The following is an 18,232-nucleotide window of genomic DNA, read 5'->3' as shown; positions in this document are numbered from 1 at the left end:
TGCTTTTGAAGTAAAGCTTTGAGAGATAGTCGTCAAACCTCACGAATCATGCAGGCTACTGCAGCGTGCCAGAAATAACAAGCTCGTTCTCAAATGCGCTCAAAGCTATATACAGTCAGCATCTTTAATTTTTAATTTTGCGAACGAAACGTGGGCGTAGGGGGTGTCGGTTTGAGTCCCGTTCAACTTTTCAAGACGCATTTTTAATTCCGCTTTCGATTTGTCTTAAGGACTATGCACTTTGCTATACATATCGCGGACGATACAAAACGGACGACGAACAACCTTGCTTGGTGAAGATTCCTGCTTCTCCCCTAGTACTCTGCCAAGCTAACTTTGCCCAGTGTTAATATTCTCCGCATTCCCGTTTCACCGTGTCTGGTGCGTCAGTCTTCACCAGTCATTTTTGCCTTGGCGGAGTACTAGCGGACTGATGATGTGGCGTGAAATCAGAGATTCCTTGCGTCGCCGTCAAATCGAGAGCGAGGCTTCTGGCAGCCTCGCTCAGGGACTTGGTCTGTTATTTTCCCGCAGATCCCTAAGCTTTTAAAGTGTGCTCGAACAGTTGCCAGATTTGCTGCCATGCATCGGCAGCAGCGGTGGGATTATAGCTACCACGTCGATCGCACAAGAAGCCGTGGTCTGCCCCTTCGTAACGGAAAATTTGATGGGGGATATTTTGCTGTTTCAATTCGGCTTCGATCCGATCGACCTCTTCGAGGGTAATGAGGGGATCGGCCGTACCGAAGAAACCGTAGAGCGTTCCCCCAATTTGAGAGGTGCGATCGAGGGTTGCTCCTTCTTCTCCGGGGCAGAGAGTGGTAATGCCGGCCCCGTAACAGGAAGCGGTGGCGCGCACGTCCGCTAGGGTGGCTGCGAGATAGGCGACGTGTCCCCCGAAGCAAAACCCGATGGTGCCGATGGCATCGGTGGTGTTGGGAAGTGCCTTGAGATAGTCGATCGCAGCTTGGGTATCCCCGAGGAGTTCCGTGGCTTGGGTTTGGACTTTGTACGATCGACCCAGTGCCACATCGGCTTCGGTATAGCCGATCTCGAAACCGGGTGCCGTGCGTTGGTATAGTGCCGGAGCGATCGCCACGTAGCCTTGCCCGGCAATGCGATCGGTAATATCTCGAATATGGGCGTTTACGCCAAAGATTTCTTGAAACACAACAATGCCGGGAAACGGACCCTCGCCAACGGGTCGAGCGAGGTAAGCATCGATTTGTAAATCACCATTGACAAGTTTAACGCGCTCTGAATTAATTTCTAATACGGTCATTTTTCTGAAGAAGCAAGATTCTAACTGTTCTAGAATATCGGGAAATTCGTGGAAGTTAGATAAGTTTGTTTCGTTCTCGTTCGATGAATCACAGAAAAGGGGAAGGGAGACTCGCAAATCCCGATTTGTGAGATTGAAAGCGAATGCTTTATCTGATAGGTTCGCAATCTAAATTTTACGAAGTTCCACGAACCCATGGCATCGAAAAATTAAACGATCGATCGTTCTAAATCACGTCAGTTTTGCTACCGCGACCTCGCCGGGATGCCGACTCTGGGTGAGGTTCGGGCGGTCGGCAAGCCTCGCGACAGCAAAGGGGCAACACTGGCGAGATCTCCTGGCTCAGCATGAAAGTACTCCATCCCCATTCCCCCCGAGCCCTCGCCCCACCTTCTCCGGATACAACAATCCCGAACTAACGCTAATATCGCTGTATTCATCGGTCGCGCGCGCAGTCCGATCTCCCACCAGTATCTTTCTCCCCCAGCCTTCGAGTGTCCCCCTTGCTCGCCAGGCAAAAACCGTCAAATCCCTGCCAAAACCCAGCCATCTGCCCCAAAGCATTCGTATACTGAGTACAGGGTAAGCTTAAGTATATTGGGTATCTCCACCCCCTCACCCTCGAGGATTACATTGTTATGCAGTTTCACATCCAACCCGATAGTGATATTCCGGCCTCGAACCAACTATTCAACCAAATTCGGTTCGCGATCGCTTCGCGGCAATTTCCCCCCGGACATCGGCTACCCAGCACCCGCCAGCTTGCCATGCAAACGGGATTGCACCGCAATACCATCAGCAAAGTTTACCGACAGCTTGAAGAAACGGGATTAGTGGAAGCCCAAGCGGGATCGGGGATTTACGTTCGCGCTCAAGGTCACGAAGGTGGCACGCAGCTCAATTCCCCCACCCTAGAAAAGTATCCCCAGGCCTATAAAATCGTCCAGCAGAGCCTCGACGACCTCCTCAAGCAGGGTTGCTCCCTCAACCAAGCCAGAGAGCTGTTCCTGGCCGAAATTGACTGGCGTTTGCGGTGTAGCGCGCGGGTGCTGGTGACGGCTCCCACCCAAGATATCGGTGTGGGGGAGTTGATGGCGCGGGAGTTGGAGCAGGCGCTGTGCATCCCGGTACAATTGGTTCCCATGGAAGAGCTGGCTCGGACTCTCGATCGCGCCAATTCCGGCACCGTTGTCACCAGTCGCTATTTTATCGGCGATGCGGAAGAAATTGCCGCTCCCAAGTCCGTGCGGGTGATTCCCGTGGATATTTACGACTACGCCGGGGAAATCGAACTGATCAAAGGTTTACCGAAAGATAGTTGTGTGGGTCTGGTAAGCTTAAGTACTGGGTTGCTCAGAGCCTCCGAAGTCATTATCCATAGCTTGCGAGGAGATGACCTGTTGGTGGTCACCGCTCAAATGGGCGATGCTTACAAACTCAATGCCCTCGTGCGCAGTGCCCGGACGATTATTTGCGATCGCGCCAGTCAACCGAGTGTAAAAATGTCGATCAATGCAGCCCGAGACGATCTGATTCGTCCGCCTCAAATCGTCTGCATTGAAAACTACATCGGTGCAAAGTCAATTAATCTACTCAAACGAGAATTGGGACTCGATTAACGGTAACAAAATATACGAATATTGCCCAAATCCGAGTAAATTCAGCCATTTGGCGGATGACAGCCATCGCTAAAACCGGTATCACTAATTGTAGGTACTCTGAGGGTTAGACACCCGCAGAAAAGCCCTCATCAACAGGGATGATGAGGGCTTTTTTTATGGAACATTTTAGCCTACATGATTCATGAGGTTCGATGAAAATCGCCTCACCAATGCCCATTCCCCGTTTCCCGTTCCGGTGTTCCCCATGACTGAAAATCTGTAATGATACGAGCGCGAACTGCGATATGTTCAAGCCAAAGCTATCAAATCCTTGTCCTAAAAGGCTCCTCGATTTAACCGATAACACGTCCTAGCGATCGTTCCCGAAAGAAACCTGATACCAGTAACCGGCACTAAAGGCCGCGAGGACGATCGCCACGATCATCGCAATCGACCATTTTCGATCGATATTTCCAGCTGGCGTACTCCAGATTGGGGGCGTACTGGCCGGCTGTTCGGTCACCGTTTGGGAGAATAGAGATCGATCGATTTTCTCGGGAGTACTGTTCGATTTTGATGGCGAGCGCGAATCGAGGGTGGATGTGGAAGTATCCGTTGTGGCGCTCGAACCCTTCAATTCCTCAACGGAGGCGACTTGTCTGAGACGATCGACCGATTCGATGACCTTGCCAATTTCGGTTTGCAGTTGCTCGTTGCGATCGCTCAATTGCTGGTTGTGTTGGGTGAGTTGCTTGTTTTGAGCGTGCAAGGAATCGAGCATCGCTTGAGTGGCTTGCAGCTCCGCCGCTAGCTCCCGATACACCGATAGCGGTACGGATGGTGATTTTGCATTGTCTTGAGAGGGTAGCGCTTTCCCATCGGAATCGGAGTTGGACATAGATAGCTTTCCGTGATGAAGTAAATGCAAGAAAGGACGTTTCGATGCATTATTAGATTTCAGACACAGCAACATGGACTCACTTTTAACACCCAAGTCCCTCGATTGTTGCGGTTGCCGAGCCACCCAACCCACTCGCTTTAACCGAGGCTGTGCTTCTCCATTTCATTTGTGCTTGTAAATCAATGTAGCATCTGCTCGGCCGAGATTGGTGTCAATCTTGCCAGAACGGACCGGATTTCACTTTTGGTGGGCTCTCAAGCCTCGTCTGCTGCGACCCTGACTTCCTACTCCACCGTCACCGACTTCGCCAAATTTCTCGGCTGATCCACATCCAACCCGCGCCGCGCTGCAATGTGATAGGACAGCAACTGCAACGGAATGACCGACAGCATTGGCGAGAGCAACTCTTCCACCGTCGGCACCGGCAGCAAATCGTCGAAGGTTTCCTTCGCTTCCAGGTCGTCCATCGGCGTAACCCCAATCAACCGAGCATCCCGCGCTTTGGCTTCCTGGGCATTGGAGAGGACTTTATCGTAGACCATCCCCGGCATAGCAATGGCCACCACGGGAACTTTAGCATCCAACAGGGCGATCGGACCGTGTTTCATCTCTCCGGCGGGATACCCTTCCGCGTGAATGTAACTAATCTCCTTCAGTTTGAGCGCTCCTTCCAGAGCGATCGGGTAGTTAATCCCCCGGCCGAGGAAAATAAAATCCGTCGTCTCGCTAAACTCGTGGGCTAACTCCTCAATCCCCGCTTCCTGACTCGCCAAGACCTGCTCGATTTGCACTGGAATCTGACGCAACCCCTCCAAAATTTCCGCCAGCCGCTCGATCGAAAGGGTTTTGCGCCGATGGGCGATATCCAAAGCCAGGGCATAAAATGACATCAACTGGGCCACAAAGGTTTTTGTCGCCGCCACGCCAATTTCCACCCCGGCGTGGGTATCGATAATATGAGCCACCAACTGTCCCAAGGAGGATTCCGGGCGGTTGGTAATGCCGAGCAATCGCGGTTCGAAGCAAGGACCGCGATCGTCCTCGAGTTGGTTCGATTTGGCAAACCGACGCTGCTGTTCCATCGCCAAGGCGGCTAGGGTATCGGCCGTTTCCCCCGATTGCGTCACGCCGATGGTGAGGGTATTGGCGGTGATGGGGGAGGGAGAGTAGCGAAATTCGGAGGCGTACTGCACCATCGTCGGAATTTCGGCCAGTTGTTCGAGGAGGTACTTTCCCACCAAACTGGCGTGCCAACTGGTACCGCAGGCGAGGATTTGGATGCGATCGAGATTTTCGTAGAGGCTGGGGGGCACATCCAGCTTGATCGGAGACCCCTCGGGGCGATCGAGATTCCACTCGCTGTTGAGATAGTTGGCCAAACAGGTGCGCACTACCCCGGGCTGTTCGTAAATCTCCTTGAGCATGAAGTGGCGGAAGCCCTGCTTCTCCACCTGGATCGGACTCCAGTCAATGACTTGGGGGTGCTTGTTCAGGCGCTTGCCATCGAAGTTATAGACCTCTGCACCTAAAGGAGTCAGCCGTGCCATCTCCCCATTGTCCAAATGCAGGACGGCATTGGTATGGGGGACGATCGCTGGGGTATCCGAGGCACAGAAAAACTCTCCTTGCCCGAAACCGATCGCGAGGGGGGCCTGCTGGCGGGCGACAATCAGTTCGTCGGGATAATCGGCGCAAATGACGGCGATGGCAAACGCTCCTTCGAGGCGATGCACTGCTTGTCGGACGGCATCGAGCAGGGGGGAAAACGAATCCATCACCCCATGGTTGAGGATGTGGGTAATTAAGTGGGGAATAACTTCCGTATCCGTTTGCGATCGAAACTCGTATCCTTTCTCTTTGAGTTCCGATCGCAGTTCTCGGTAGTTTTCGATGATACCGTTCTGCACCACCGCAACCCGACCGACGCCATCGAGATGGGGGTGAGCGTTGCGTTCTTCGGGTTTGCCGTGGGTAGCCCATCGGGTGTGTCCGATGCCGATGCGATCGGGATTTTCCGCACCGTCGAGTTTCCGGCGCAGGTTGTGCAGCTTACCTTTTGCCCGCACGCACCGAACTTCTCCCGCTCCCACCGTCGCCACCCCTGCCGAATCGTAGCCGCGATATTCGAGCTTCTCAAGCCCATCGAGCAAAATGTCGCTGGCCGCTCTCATGCCGATATAACCCACAATTCCGCACATTCACGCCACCATCCCAGTTTTTATCATTGGATTTACCCTCAAGGACACCGAATCCCATTCCGGCAAGGTAACAAAACTTCTGGTTCGATGCAAGGCTGTTCTATTCGACATCTCCAGAAATAAAAACTCAAATCAATTTATATGCCGAATTCATATATTTTTTATCCCTTTTCCCCTTCCCCCTCCACCCTTGTCCTCGAGAAGTCTATTGCATCGTCACCGTGGAAACAATGCGAGGCAAGCGGACTTGAAAACAACTGCCTTCCCCCACTTTGGAGGTGACGGTAATTTTGCCGCCGTGGCGAGTGGCGATCGCCTGGGCGATGGCTAAGCCCAATCCCGTACCCTTTTCCCGACGCGAGCGAGCCTTATCCGCTCGCCAGAAGCGATCGAACACCAGAGGTAAATGGCGTTCGCTAATCCCGATACCGGTATCCTTGACGCTGGCGACGGCAAAGCGACCTTGTTTTTCCAGGGAAAGTACGACTTTACCCCCCTCTGGCGTGTATTTGAGGGCGTTATCGACCAAATTCGAAAATAACCGCATCAGTTGTGCCTTGTCCCCAGAGACAAACAGGACAAAGGGCAGTTCCCAGAGTAGGGTAATATCTTTGGCTTGGGCGGAGGGTTCCAAAAGTTCGAGGATGCTGCGCAGGAGGGGGTTGAGAGCGACCGCTCCCCACTCGCGCGGGGCGACGGGGACTTGGGTATCCGTTCGGGCCAGAAATAGCAAATCTTCCACCAGATGTTTCATTTGTTCGCTGGCACTGGAGATGGCGGCGAGTTTGCGGGTATCTTTGGGATGAATGCGTTCGGGATGAGAGCGAATCACATCGATCGAGGTTTTAATCGCCGTGAGGGGTCCGCGCAACTCGTGGGAGGCATCGGCGGTAAACTGCTGCAGTTGTTGGAAACTTTGCTCGATCGGGGCGAGTGCTTTCTGAGTCAGCCACACTCCGCCAATGCCGATGGAACCGAGGGCCATTAAACCCCCCATACCCAATCCCCACAGCAGTTGTATTTTCAGGGTTTTTAAGTCTTCCCCCGACTGGCTGGCGCGAATGTATCCCACCAAGTCGGGTTTGCCATTGTAGATGCTATCGGTATACACCGAAATCGTAAACGATCGCACCGATGCCCAACCGGATGCACCGATGGTTTGGGGACCCGGTTGCGGGGGCAGAACCAAATCGAGTTGTCCTTTGCGGGCCATGCGCTCCCCTTGGGCGTTAAACCACTCTAAACTTTGGCGATCGCGATTGAAAATATCCCGCCAGGGCACTTCATCGACGCGATCGAGATATTCGCTGCCTTGGGTTTCCACTTCTTCGAGGGAGGGTGCGGCTGCTTGAGCCAGGATTTGTAACTTCTCGTCGAGTTGTCGGTAAAAACTGCGAGTGAAGAAAATATAAGCCCCAACGGCAAACACCCCCAAAATAGCGGCCATTACCGTCAGGTAAGACAGCAGTAGATGCAACCGCAGACTGAAAAAATTAGAGCGGCGAAATTTCTTTAAGTCGGTAACCCAAGCCATGGACGGTTTCTATTAAATCAGTAGGAGCACCCACGGTTTTGAATTTAGAACGCAAGCACTTGATGTGAGTTTTCACGGCCGCTTCCGTGGGCAGTTCCTCAAAAGACCACAGCAATTCGAGAATGGCAGTGCGGCTGAAGACGCGACGACCGTTACGCATAAAGAGTTCGAGCAGGCGATATTCTTTCGGGGTCAGGGTCAGGGGGCGATCGCGATAGCACACTTCACAGGAGACGGTATCCAAGCGCAAATCCCCCCATTCCAGAGCCGGCGGCAGACTTTGCCCCCCCCGACGGAGTAACGCTCGAATGCGAGCTGACAAGACTTCGAGATCGAAGGGTTTGACGACATAATCATCTGCCCCAGCATCGAGTCCGGTAATTTTGTCGGGATTGGTATCTCTGGCGGTGAGCATGAGAATGGGTATGGTACACCCGTTCTGACGCAAGCGCCGACACAGGCTGATGCCATCGAGTTTCGGTAGCATCAAATCGAGCAACATCAAATCGTAACTAAAGGCCTGGGCTAATTCCAAACCCGTTTGACCGTCGTGGGCGACATCGACTAAATAGTTGAGATCGGTAAAATACTCCACCAGTGCTTCGGTTACCCATTCGTCATCTTCAACAACTAGCAATTTCATGACGTTTAAAATCTCTCAAACCCAATGAGTATCGATCTTACAGTGCGATCGTACGAGAAGCCGTGGAGTTTGTGAAACCGGCGCGATCGAACAGGCGATTGCGAGGGACACCGAACAAGTTACATCACAAACGTGAAGAATTCGGAAACTCGCTCTCCCTCGATGTCTATAGCTGTATTCAATGAGGTGAGGACCGCCCGACAACATGAGCGTCTCTTTCTTTATTTGTCTCCCCCCTCTCCCTTGTCTCCCTTGTCTCCCCCAGCTCACAAACAAAGTGTGTCAAACAGGATATTGAATATAGCGATACCAGTGGCTGTGGAGATCGAACCTCTCAGTTTGTACCTTAACCCTTTAATATGATGAGGAAGCGGTCGGGTCGATCGCCCATCGACTCTCAACTGAGTCTGTCACGTTCCCGAGCTGCAAGCGACTTCCAGATGTCTGGTATTTGACATTTGCCATCGAAAGATTCCTTGAACGCAAACATAAAAGATAAAAGCCAATTCCGATCGGGCAACGGGGCAGAGCGTATCGGGCACAATTGTCGCTCTTAGTTGTCAGTCAACCCGGAACTGCTATAGACTCAGCTTCTTCATACCTGTATGTTTCATGGCGCATAGCGGCATAAGGTTTCGAAGCTCGCGAATAGAATTTTGATACCGAAGCTATTTTTAGCGCTCTCAATTTAAAAACCTCTAATTTTTCCATTTTTTTAATTTAGCTAACTTTTTTAGGGATAGGATTTGTGACTTCTTTATGTATTGACCGAAATGCGAACATCTTGATAATCGACTACGTGGGTCATCCTTCTTCGACTCTACTCGTTCTTTTAAAAGAACGAGGCTATCGTCTATTTCAAGCACATCATAATTCCGCAGCAATTCAAGTTGTTAATTGCTATAATATCCAACTCATTATTCTCGAAATTAAAACGCCAAACTCTGAGACCTACAAGCTTTGCTCTCAACTTCGCTCTTCTGCAAACACCTGCCATATTCCGATTCTATTCATCAGTGAAGTAGACGATCCGAAAAATAAAGTTATTGCTTTTAATATGGGCGGGACAGATTTTATTGCTAAGCCCTTTCAACAGGCTGAAATTTTAGCTCGGGTCGAGAATCACATTGCAATCGCTCGCCAACATCAAAACTTACAGCAACAAACTCAAGAACTGATCGAGAAAAACGCACAACTGAAACGGGAAATGCAACAGCATCAAGAAACCCAAAGCGAATTAGAAAAGGTTCACCAAACTCTCGAATGCCTGGTTACCTTAGATGGGTTGACGGGTATTGCCAATCGCCGCCAGTTCGATTGTTATCTGACCCAAGAATTGCGCCGCTGTTCTCGAGAAGGACAACCGCTTTCTTTATTATTGTGCGATATCGATTATTTTAAAACCTACAATGATGCTTGCGGTCATCTGGCTGGCGATCGCTGTTTGCAATCGGTAGCCCAGGCTCTGAGTAACGCACTTAAGCGGGCAGGAGATTTAGCAGCTCGCTACGGTGGGGAGGAGTTCGCGATCGTGTTGCCCAATACCGATGCCGCCGGTGGGCTTCACATTGCCCGCACCATTCAACGTCGAATCGAAGAACTTAAAATCCCTCATCCGAGATCTAACGTGAGCGATCGAATCACAATTAGTTTGGGGGGCATCAGCTTGCTGCCAACCGCAGATATTCGATCGTCGATGGTGATTGCTCTTGCCGACAAGCAACTGTATCAAGCCAAACAGTACGGACGCAATGGCTATTGTCTCGATGTCGTGCGCTCGATGGAACCCCCCCTGGAACGGTTGTTCTAATTTCGTTTTAGATTTTGGATTTTATATAGCAGTCGCCACAAAGAGCGCGGACAACACCAGAATTATGATTATTCAACCGGATTTGATATAAGTGTAGTCCGGGAGAATGATAACCATGTGGCTTTAGCCCATGGATAAAAGACGACACGGGAGGTTTTAACCTCCTGTATCTCTTTCGATTTCACTTCGCACCCAACGCTCTATATACTCCCCTACACTTATCCCTTCGTCTTTCGCGGCCAGCTTTAACCAAATCCATGCCTGGTCTGTAAGCCAGATTCCGTGCTTTTTCTTGGGGTCGTCATATCGCCTTGGAGCGCCTCTAGTTTCTTCTTTCACGTCCGTATCTTTTTTGACAAAATTATTATGGTTTCCTATAATAAAAATAACGTGAAAATGTAACAAGTCGAACTCGTGATATACCACACTCGGCAAGTTAAATTTACCAGAGACGAAATGACACGTTCGGTTCTTCAGTTTCTTTGCGAGACTGCTAATCGATTCGAGAACACCGTCTTGTACTCAATTCGACGGAACTACTTTGAGAAGAATCAGGACTTTTACCTCGCCCCCGGTCGTGATGACCAACCCCGGATGTACCGGAAGTCTAAAGCGATAACAGGGGTTTCGTACCCGAAGTTGTGGAAGCAATTCAAGACCGATTCGGACTACTCGCTGTTGGGTGGTCAGCAAGCGCAGCAAGCAATTAAGTCTGTTGTTGAGCGGGTCAACTCGTATAACGGATTGCGAAAAGCTTATTTCAACGGAACAATCGAACGACACCCCAACCTTCCGGGTTATCGCACCTCTGGCGGTCTAGTGTACCGAGCTTCTAACGGTCAAATGGTGAATGCTGAGTGCAATGGTGCAGCCAACATCATCGCAAAAGTAAGCACACAGCTTGGGATTACCCTTGCCAAGGTGTCTAAGGGAGCATTGAACTTCCCAAAACGGTATAGCGCGTACAGTGACTTGACACGATTGTGCCGTGGTGTGGCAGACCGCATCACAAAGCGTGTGCGGAAGCCACTTAACCTAGAATCCCTGGTCTTTTCAGCCAGGGAGAGTTCAAGAGGTAACGTCAAATTGTGATTAAATCTTGGATGGTTATCGGGGCCGTTACGCTCCTGATGGGTTTCTTAAGCGGTCGGTTACTCTCCGCGCGAGATAATCGGTGGTTCTTTCGTTTGAGACGGCCTGATTGGCTGGTATTCGAGAGGGCTATTCCACTGATTTGGACGGTGATTTTTATCTGCGCGGCATGGTCTGCCTATTGGGTGTGGGAGGCTAACCCCGGTACGGGGAAAAGTTGGGCGCTGATGGGGTTCTATTTGTGGTTGGAAGGGGTGACACTGGCTTATACCGTTGTCATGTGTAAACTCAGAAGTCTGCGAGTCGGTGTCATCATCGGTAGTCTATGCGTGGTGTCGAGCGTTCTACTGGCATTGATGGTGCGATCGATTTCAATGGGAGCCTCGCTGCTACTGCTGCCCTACATTCTTTGGAGTCCCATCGGTACTTACGTGACTTGGGAGATGCTGCGCCTCAATCCTTTCGAACGATGAGGGTGGGGAGAATCAATGGACAATGGACAATGAACAATTTGTGAGTTGTTTTGTCTCGATCGCCCTGTCTTTCCACCCATCCATCATTCTGAAGCGGGTTCGCCAAAGTCGATGGCAATGGTCAGTTCTTCTTCATCAATTTTGGCACTGATGTGAGATTCGATCGCCCGTACGGTAAATTTGATGGCTTTTGGATCGATGCCAATATCTTCGGCCAGTTTGAGGTCTAAACCTGTTTGGGCTAAAAACTCGCTCACGGTCTTGCCATCGTAAACGACTAACTGACTATCGACAACTTGGTCGATCAGACTGCTAAAGTTTTCGATGGGGATACTCGAAACATTGAGATTGAGCTGGGTTTCTCCAGCTTGCAAGTCGATTTTGCCTTCGGTCAAATTAATAAAAATATCTTGATCGAGGGCGAGAGTGACTAGACCGATTACGGGATAATCAATTGACATCTCCGATTTGACTTTAATGCCATCGTCAATGAGGGAGTATTGAGTATTTCTGACCTTGAGGGGAAATTGCTCGTTGTCGTTGATGCGTTTTTCCGTTCGATCTAAGAGTTGGGGCAACTCCATTTTTTCATTCAAGCAAGTTTGGGTAAACTCGATTTCGAGAAGGCGATCGTCGTCTATTTTCGAATCGAGAAAACAGCCAGAAGACTCATCTTGAAATGCAATTTTTTCGAGAGAAAATGGAACTCGCGAGTCGATGACTGGGATAGCCGGACTCGTTCCCCAAGCACGGAGGGACACACCGGCGATCGAAAACACGATCGCCCCCAACAGGAGAAACCACTTAAACAATTTCATCGCCAATTTCCTCAAACACCTCTAATCTTCACTAATTTCGGGCAAGTTGCACCCCCTTCGGGAAAATTTTTTCGCCCGTTCGACTTTTGCGATTCTAAAAAGTGGGTCTGCGATCGTCTTAGCTGGCAATCGTACTGTACGATCGAAGCTTCGATCTCCGACACGATCTCAAGTTTAGACAAGCGATAAAATTGAGTCAATCTAAACGCTCCACATCCCTCGGTTACCAAAATTGGAGAGCAACTGATTGTGACAATCTCGATTATCACGATCGATCGAAAAAATCAAACTAATCGCAAAGCGTTTGAATGTCGGATTTTGACTGAATTGCCGCGCGACAAAAAGAAATAAAATTTTCAACACCATAACTTCGATAGCCAGGTGTTTTCTGTGCTATTTTAAATTTATTCTCAGCTAAAATCAGCAGTTTTTTGACAATATATTTTGATAAATATCTATCTTCAAAATAAGAAAAATAGTTAAACGCGCTAGGATGATTAGATACAATATTTAATCGAATTAGGTCATTGAATTCATCCATTTCTAAACCCCCTAAATAAGTGCGATCGAGAGATGGAGTCTGTGTAACAACATCCACCGCATAAAAATCTAACATTGAATGTCTATTTAACGATGAATTCAATCAAAGGTTGAAAGCGAACATTCAGACCCAGGCGATCGCACATCGAAGATTCGATCGAGATGACAGGATCTCGATCGACAATTGACGATCTTTCACTTAACGAGCATGGAGGGAGTTGAACCCCCGACACCCAGAACCGGAATCTGGTGCTCTATCCACTGAGCTACATGCCCTTACGGTACGATAGTATAACATCGATCGCCTCCGATTGCATAGTGTGGTGTTGCAGAGCTCAGAATTGTCGCGCCCTGGCAGTTCCCGAGACCTGCTTCGATAAAAAGGAGTTATTTAAAGATGATAAAAAACTACGATCGCCGCTCGATTTCGATCGCCCTTGCCGCCGCCTTTTCCCTGAGTTCGATCGCCCCGGCAATGGCTCAAAATCCCAAACCCATTCCTGCCCCCGAAGCCACGGAAGCCCCGGCCGCCCCGGCCGCCCCCGAAGCCACCACCCAACCCGATAGCTGTCGCCGGGTGAATATCAGCGATGACAGCTATCTCAACGTGCGTCTGACTCCGGGGGGCAAAGTCGTCGGGACTTTGTCCGATCTCGATTTAGTGACGATGGTGGAACGGAACGAACAAGGCTGGGTGCAGATTTCCTCGCCTTACAACGGTTACGTCTACGGCGACTATCTCACTCAATGCAACACCCCGATCGTCGAAACCGAACCCGAGGTAACCAGTAGCTGCCGCCAAGTTGCGGCGACGGACGGATTGGAAGTCTATCAAAGCCCGTCTTTGAACGCTGGATTCCTGGGTACCGTGGTGGACGGACAGCAAGTCACCATCGTCAATCGCGGCGACGATGGCTGGGTTCCCATTTCAGCCCCCGTCAACGGTTACGTTTTGGGTGTGGGTTTAATCCTCTGTCCCGAATAGCGATCGATTCGTTCCTCCATGCTGGGAACCGTTCTGCGCGATCGCTATGAAATCGTTCGTTTTCTGGGGCGGGGTGGGTTCGGCGAAACCTACCTCGCCCGCGATCGCGATTTGCCCGGACAGCCGGAATGCGTCGTCAAACGCTTGCAACCTCAGTCGGATTCCCCATCTGTATTGCAAACCGCGCGACGGCTGTTCGATACGGAAGCTCAAACCCTGTACCGTTTGGGCAGCCACGATCGCATCCCCCAACTCCTCGCCCACTTTGAAGTGGGGGGGGAATTTTATTTGGTGCAGCAGTTGATTCGCGGGGACGATCTGAAGCTGGAATTGCGACGGGGAAGGTTATGGGAAGAATCGGACGCGATCGCCTTTTTGCAAGAAATGCTGCGGATTTTAGCGTTCGTCCACCAGCAGGACATCGTTCATCGCGACATCAAACCCAGTAATATCATTCGCCGCGCATCGGATGGGGCGTTAGTTCTCATCGATTTTGGGGCTGTCAAAGAATTGGGCAAACAACTGGGTACTCACCTCGATCCGGAAAATTTGACCGTTGCCGTGGGGACTTCTGGGTACATGCCCGCAGAACAAGCCGCTGGCAAACCTCGATCGAATAGCGATTTGTACGCTTTGGGAATGGTCGCCATCCAAGGTATTACCGGCGTCTCTCCCCACCAACTGCCCGAGGATAACCGCACCGGGGAGGTTCTGTGGCGCGATCGCCTCCCGGAGGATGGTTTCTCGGCAGCGTTTCTCGATATTCTCACAAAGTTGGTATGTCGCGATGCACGCGATCGCTACTCTAGCGCAATAGATGTATTGGATGAGCTTGCGGGTTTGGGGGTTGATGCAAAGGTGGAGACGGAAGAAGCTGAAGTCGATCTCACCGGACTACCCCCCACGCAATTTCCATCGACACAAGGGCAACTGACTCAACCACAATCCACACAAATCGATCGCCCTATCTCCGCGTCTCCCCATCCCCCCCATTCCCGGAAGAGGGCGAAGCATTTGGAAGTTCCAGGCTGGGTTTCATTCATCATTAATCGCCCAAATGCTTTGCCCCTACGGTTGCCCCCATCTCCTTCAAGCTTTCAAACTCCGAATTCCGAATTCCGCTATCGGCAAATCTTACTGAACAAAGTGAGAAACTACTGGATTAAAGGGGTTCTCGAAACTTCCCTCCACGATCGCGCTGCCATCGAACTGGGGTTGGAAGAACGCAACGATTTGGTCGATCGCCCTTGGGGATTGGTTTGGCAAAGTGCCGATGCTGTTGCCCAGGCGCTACCGTCGGGGGTGCGAGTCAGCGATAAGTTTCGGGAAATGGGAGATGGGCGATCGCTGTTGATTCTCGGGGAACCGGGTTCGGGGAAAACCACCACCCTCCTGGAAGTGGCGCGGGATTTACTTGCGATGGCCGAAATTGATGCCGATCGACCCCTGCCGGTGATTTTTAATCTCTCCTCGTGGCAGGGAAAAATGGCGATCGCCCCTTGGTTGGTGGCCGAACTCAACCGGCAATATCAAGTATCGCGGGAAATCGGCCGTAACTGGGTGGAAGCGGGGAAATTGCTGCTGCTACTCGATGGGTTAGATGAAGTGCGCGCCAACTTGCGGGAGAACTGTATCGTTGCCCTGAATCGATTTAGCCAGTCCTACGGAACCACGGAAATTATCGTTTGCAGCCGCATTCGCGATTACCAAGTCCTCCAATCTCGCCTCACCCTACAAGCGGCGGTATGCTTGCAACCGCTAACCGTTCGCCAAATTCAGGCATATCTCGCCAATGCCGGTGCGGAACTGGCGGGGGTGCGCCGTTTGCTGCAACAGGAAGTCGCCCTTCAAGAACTGGCGAAATCTCCCCTGATTTTGAGTATTATGACGTTGGCTTACCGGGGTATGTCTCCCGATAGCTTGCCCAAAATTCCCACCCTCGAAGCCCAACGCCAGCATTTGTTCGATACCTATATTCGGCGCATGTTCGATCGCCGCAGCCCACACCGTCACCGCTACGGGAAGGAACGGGCGCTGCACTGGCTGATTTGGCTGGCGAAATCGATGTCGGCGCGATCGCAAACCATCTTTTTAATCGAACGGATGCAGCCGAGTTGGTTCGCCCGTTCCTGGCAAAAATGGGTGTATGGTTTCGCAGGAATCGCCCTATTTTTTCTCTGCGGATTTTCGGTGGGTTCTTTGGTGTTATCCCTGCGCCGATTAATCGTGATTTTGCCGTTTAGTGCGGTGATGTTTTGGCTGATTTTTGGGTTCGATCGCATCGAACCGGTGGAAACGTTAAAGTGGTCGTGGACAAAAGCGAGAAAATCCCTCACCCTCGGCATCGGCATCGGTACGTCTTCGTTATTCTTCTTGAAAATTATCTATGAAATTATCTTCCATCCCCTCCACTGGCAAATTCTAATTTCTTGGGCGAATTTTCCCAGTTATGCCCTGCTGCGGGGGGCAGTTTTTGGTTTGAGTATGGGGACGCTATTTGGTCTGACTCGGGGCATGACGGGACCGGCGATCGCCAAAGTGACGCGACCGAATCAAGGGATGTGGCAGTCGGGCAAAAATGCTCTTATTTTTGCGGGTATCGGGTTTACCGTCTTGAGTTTAGCGGCGATTCCCTTGCAATGGCGACCCTTTTTTTGGGGAACGTTTGGTGCTTGTTTCGGTATGGCAATTGGCGGCGGGGCAGCTTGTGCCAAACACCTAATTCTGCGATCGATTTTAGCCGCTAGCGGTTCGATACCCTGGAATTACGCCCGGTTTTTAGATTACGCCACCGATCGTATTTTTTTGCAGAAAGTCGGCGGCGGATATATTTTCATCCATCGTTTGTTGCTCGAACATTTTGCCGCAATGAACCCAACAACGAGCCAAAATACATCCTCTAACTCGGTAGATTTAAATTCACCCGATCGGATGAGGTAATTGCCGATTTACAGTGGCTATGGTGGGTATAGAAACAAGACAAGACGCACCTTAATACTTGTACGACGTCTCTGCCTCTCGACGGCAGAGATTTTTATTGGCCGCTCAAATCTCCCCCACCCCGTGCTGCACTAGAACTTAAACATTTTTAATTTTTAATTTTTAATTCCCCATAGCGGCACTACCCCAGCGCACTCACGAACTTCTCCAAGCGATCGACGCCCTTTTCGATCGAAGTCATATCCGTCGCATAAGACAGGCGAATGCAATCATCCGTACCAAACGCAATGCCCGGAATTGCCGCCACTTGATAGTCATCCAGGAGAGTATTGCAGAAATCCAAGGACTTCATGCCGGTACTGGCAATATTGACATAGAGATAGAACGCGCCGTTGGGTTTGGGGGCCCTCAATCCGGGAATGGCATTGACACGATCGAAGATGTAGTGGCGGCGCTTATCGAAGGCTTGACGCATCTGTTCGATGCAAGGGGGAGATTCGGGGGATTCGAGGGCGGCGATCGCACCGTATTGGGCGAAGGTACAGACGTTGGAGGTACTGTGACCCTGAACCGCAATCGTTGCTTTAACGACATCCACCGGTCCGGCAAGGTAACCCACTCGCCAACCCGTCATCGAATAGGCTTTGGCAAATCCCCCACTGATGAGGGTGCGATCGAATGCTTCGGGACTGGTTGCCCCGATACTCAGATGTTGCGCCCCATCGTAGAGCAGTTTTTCGTAAATCTCGTCCGAGACAACCCAAATATCCCGTTCGACAACGACTTCGGCGAGGGCGCGAATTTCCTCCGGTGCGTAAACGATTCCCGTGGGGTTGGAGGGGGAGTTGAGAATGAAGAGCTTGGTTTTGGGGGTAATCGCCCCTTGTAGCTGTTGCGGGGTCATTTTGTAGCTCGTAGCCGCCGTTGTCGGCACGATAACCGGCGTCCCTCCAGCCAGCACCACCATTTCCGGATAGCTCAGCCAATAGGGCGCGGGGATAATCACTTCATCCCCCGGTTCGATCGCCGCGAGCATCAGGTTAAACAGCGACTGTTTGCCCCCATTGGTGACGATAATATTTTCCGGTCCGTAGTCCAAACCGTTCTCGGCTGTGAGTTTGCGGGCGATCGCATTTCGCAGTGCCAGTTCCCCCGCAGCCGCGCCGTAGCGGGTTTTCCCCTCATCCAGGGCGTTTTGAGCGGCGGCGACGATATGGGCGGGGGTGGCGAAGTCCGGTTCTCCGGTACTAAAACTACACACGTCCAGGCCATCAGCTTTCATTGCTTTTGCCTTCGCGGCGATCGCCAATGTGAGGGAGGGCGAAACTTGACCCACTCGTGCTGCCAGCTTCATCATTTATGGTTGGGGATGAGTTTATTAGTGAAATTTTAGCTGACCGACCGACCCCCAACCA

At 51.1% G+C, this 18,232-nt stretch carries 13 protein-coding genes and 1 tRNA gene; 5 read left to right on the top strand and 9 right to left on the bottom strand.

Features of this window, described 5'->3' with window-relative positions; genetic code table 11:
* Positions 1-538: 538 nt before the first annotated feature.
* The gene (locus tag AC2215_RS22580) at positions 539-1,282 is read right to left on the bottom strand and encodes a dienelactone hydrolase family protein (RefSeq protein WP_486812270.1); all 744 of its coding nucleotides are present in this window, start codon (positions 1,280-1,282) and stop codon (positions 539-541) included.
* A gap of 638 nt (positions 1,283-1,920) precedes the next feature.
* Between AC2215_RS22580 and AC2215_RS22575 the strand changes: the two genes are divergently transcribed.
* On the top strand, positions 1,921-2,901 hold the full coding sequence (locus AC2215_RS22575; RefSeq protein ID WP_486812269.1) for a GntR family transcriptional regulator: 981 nt from the start codon (positions 1,921-1,923) through the stop codon (positions 2,899-2,901).
* Positions 2,902-3,253: 352 nt separating this feature from the next.
* On the opposite strand, the gene AC2215_RS22570 is transcribed toward AC2215_RS22575, so the two are convergent.
* The 4 genes from AC2215_RS22570 to AC2215_RS22555 all read right to left on the bottom strand — a co-directional run bounded on the left by AC2215_RS22570 (position 3,254) and on the right by AC2215_RS22555 (position 8,159).
* Entirely contained in the window at positions 3,254-3,781 is a 528-nt protein-coding gene (locus AC2215_RS22570) for an FtsB/FtsL family cell division protein (protein WP_486812268.1), read from the bottom strand.
* Between the two features lie 287 nt (positions 3,782-4,068).
* A complete protein-coding gene (gene glmS, locus AC2215_RS22565; protein WP_486812267.1) occupies positions 4,069-5,982 on the bottom strand; it encodes a glutamine--fructose-6-phosphate transaminase (isomerizing) in 1,914 nt (637 codons plus the stop codon).
* 205 nt (positions 5,983-6,187) lie between these two features.
* The gene (locus tag AC2215_RS22560; protein WP_486812266.1) at positions 6,188-7,516 is read right to left on the bottom strand and encodes a sensor histidine kinase; all 1,329 of its coding nucleotides are present in this window, start codon (positions 7,514-7,516) and stop codon (positions 6,188-6,190) included.
* Complete coding sequence (locus AC2215_RS22555) at positions 7,476-8,159, bottom strand: response regulator transcription factor (protein WP_486812265.1); 684 nt, start codon at positions 8,157-8,159, stop codon at positions 7,476-7,478. Before AC2215_RS22555 ends, AC2215_RS22560 begins: the two co-directional genes overlap by 41 nt.
* A 784-nt stretch (positions 8,160-8,943) precedes the next feature.
* Between AC2215_RS22555 and AC2215_RS22550 the strand changes: the two genes are divergently transcribed.
* Entirely contained in the window at positions 8,944-9,969 is a 1,026-nt protein-coding gene (locus tag AC2215_RS22550; protein ID WP_486812264.1) for a diguanylate cyclase domain-containing protein, read from the top strand.
* Positions 9,970-11,057: 1,088 nt separating this feature from the next.
* Entirely contained in the window at positions 11,058-11,534 is a 477-nt protein-coding gene (locus AC2215_RS22545) for a TspO/MBR family protein (RefSeq protein ID WP_486812263.1), read from the top strand.
* A gap of 83 nt (positions 11,535-11,617) precedes the next feature.
* Here AC2215_RS22545 and AC2215_RS22540 read toward each other — a convergent pair whose 3' ends face one another.
* The 3 genes from AC2215_RS22540 to AC2215_RS22530 all read right to left on the bottom strand — a co-directional run bounded on the left by AC2215_RS22540 (position 11,618) and on the right by AC2215_RS22530 (position 13,168).
* Entirely contained in the window at positions 11,618-12,352 is a 735-nt protein-coding gene (locus AC2215_RS22540; protein ID WP_486812262.1) for a hypothetical protein, read from the bottom strand.
* 289 nt (positions 12,353-12,641) lie between these two features.
* Entirely contained in the window at positions 12,642-12,968 is a 327-nt protein-coding gene (locus AC2215_RS22535; RefSeq protein WP_486812261.1) for a hypothetical protein, read from the bottom strand.
* A 127-nt stretch (positions 12,969-13,095) separates the two neighbouring features.
* Positions 13,096-13,168, bottom strand: a tRNA-Arg gene (locus tag AC2215_RS22530).
* Positions 13,169-13,289: 121 nt separating this feature from the next.
* Here AC2215_RS22530 and AC2215_RS22525 point away from each other — a divergent pair.
* Together AC2215_RS22525 and AC2215_RS22520 are read left to right on the top strand one after the other, a co-directional pair.
* On the top strand, positions 13,290-13,877 hold the full coding sequence (locus AC2215_RS22525) for an SH3 domain-containing protein (RefSeq protein ID WP_486812260.1): 588 nt from the start codon (positions 13,290-13,292) through the stop codon (positions 13,875-13,877).
* An 18-nt stretch (positions 13,878-13,895) separates the two neighbouring features.
* The gene (locus AC2215_RS22520) at positions 13,896-16,817 is read left to right on the top strand and encodes a protein kinase domain-containing protein (RefSeq protein WP_486812259.1); all 2,922 of its coding nucleotides are present in this window, start codon (positions 13,896-13,898) and stop codon (positions 16,815-16,817) included.
* Between the two features lie 181 nt (positions 16,818-16,998).
* On the opposite strand, the gene AC2215_RS22515 is transcribed toward AC2215_RS22520, so the two are convergent.
* On the bottom strand, positions 16,999-18,171 hold the full coding sequence (locus AC2215_RS22515) for a pyridoxal phosphate-dependent aminotransferase (protein WP_486812318.1): 1,173 nt from the start codon (positions 18,169-18,171) through the stop codon (positions 16,999-17,001).
* Positions 18,172-18,232: the final 61 nt, after the last annotated feature.

This window comes from Zarconia sp. (genome assembly GCF_057467645.1).
This window is presented reverse-complemented; position numbering and strand designations above follow the sequence as displayed.